The organism is Streptomyces sp. NPDC055078 (genome assembly GCF_053607985.1).
This window is the reverse complement of record NZ_JBSGUP010001077.1, coordinates 1-1,589: the sequence shown is the minus strand read 5'-3', so window position 1 is coordinate 1,589 and position 1,589 is coordinate 1. Positions and strand designations below refer to the sequence as shown.

Sequence of the window (1,589 nt, the reverse complement as noted above, 5' to 3'; positions counted from 1 at the left end):
GAGCGGTACGGGTGGGTTTCCCTGGTCACGGTGCTACGAAGGCGGCAGTGCCCGCGCTCGACGGTCCGCCGACTCGGCGAGGTCTCCGAAACCCTCGGCGACAAGCGGCCATCGAGAATGTCACGGGTTGCCCGATGGCTCCGGAGCGGGTGCGGCCGGCCGTGAACCGGCGGCCCTGGCACGGATGCCGGCCCTGCCGCCACCCCGACGAGTACGACGAGTACGACGAGTACAGCGGTCCGCTCCGTGTCGGCGACAAGATCCGGGGCAACGATCGCGCGGGCCGGGCGCTGCCTGTGAGCGCGGGCCGGGGCGCTGCCCGCGAGCCTGGGCGGAGGCTCACCTCAACCACGTCAGGGCATCGGGCGGCATCAACTTGTCCGCCCTCGGGCGCACCTCGGGCCGGGCGGAGGGGCCGGGCCCCGGCAAGAGCGGCCGGGGTCGGGGCGGTGGGCGGGAGGCGGTTTCAGCTCCCGGCAGTCGCCGCCGTACGACGGGACTCGTGCCGGAAGCGCGCGGGCGGCAGGGATCTGGCGCGGCTGAACGCCCGGTTGAAGGCGTAGACGGAGGTGTATCCGACGGACCGGGCGATGCTCTCGACACTGGCGTCGCTGTCGCGGAGCCGGCGGGCGGCGAGGTCCATGCGCCACTGGGTCAGGTACGCGCCCGGGGACTGCCCGGTGGCGTCCTGGAAGCGCCGGGTGAGGGTGGAGCGGGACACCGCGAGGGCACGGGCGAGCGTCTCGGTGGCCCAGGGCTGGTCCGGCTGCTGGTGCATGCGGGTCATCGCGTCGGAGACCAGGGGATCGGCGAGGGCACCGAGCCAGGAACCCCGCATGAGGTCGGGGTAGGTGCTCAGCCAGCACCGCAGAAGCTGGATGAGGACGACGTCGACCAGCCGGTCCAGTACGACCGAGGTGGCGAGCCGGGGGTCCGACGTCTCCTGGGCGAGCAGGCGGACGGTACCGCCCAGTGCGGTGTTCGCCCGGTCGCCCCGGATGTGCACGACCGGCGGGAGCAGGGTGAAGACATGCCGCGACACCACGTGATCGTGCCGGTAGGAGGCTCCCAGCAGATGGGTGTGGGGTTCGCCGGAGCCGACCCGCAGCGCGGCTCCGGTCCGCCGCAGTTCGGCGGCCAGCGCGACATCGCAGGGCTTCGGCGTGCGGTGAGGGTCGCTGGCGATGCTGTGCGCGGCGCCCGTGGGCAGCAGTACGACATCTCCGGGCAGCAGTTCGACCGGCGCGGTGTCCTCGTCGGGGGCTGTCAGCGTGAGCCAGGCGCTGCCCGCGGCGACCGCGTACAGCACCGCGTCGGCGTTCTGCGCCCATGACACGCCCCAGCCCTGACCGCCGTCGAGCTGGACCGCCACGGTGCCGCTCACTCCGGCCACGGCAAGGGCATCGGCCAATACATCCATGCCGTGAACGTAGGCCGATTCGAGCGGCCGGGCCACACCCATGACACAGACGGACAAAAACCTGAGCCGATCGGGCATCGATATGAGCAGTGCGTCCTTCGTACGGTGAAGGCCGGGCGCGAGACCGCGCCCGGCGCTGTCGAACGATTACCAAGGAGCACCCCATGCC

At 72.2% G+C, this 1,589-nt stretch carries 1 protein-coding gene; it reads right to left on the bottom strand.

All coding sequences use genetic code 11. The annotated features are described in order from the left end of the window. Positions 1-466 precede the first annotated feature (466 nt). Entirely contained in the window at positions 467-1,420 is a 954-nt protein-coding gene (locus tag ACWF94_RS40255) for a cupin domain-containing protein (protein WP_453500224.1), read from the bottom strand. Positions 1,421-1,589 lie beyond the last annotated feature (169 nt).

Coding starts and splice junctions, on each gene's coding strand:
- ACWF94_RS40255 (WP_453500224.1), bottom strand. CDS start 1,420: ATGGATGTATTGGCCGATGCCCTTGCCGTGGCCGGAGTGAGCGGCACC.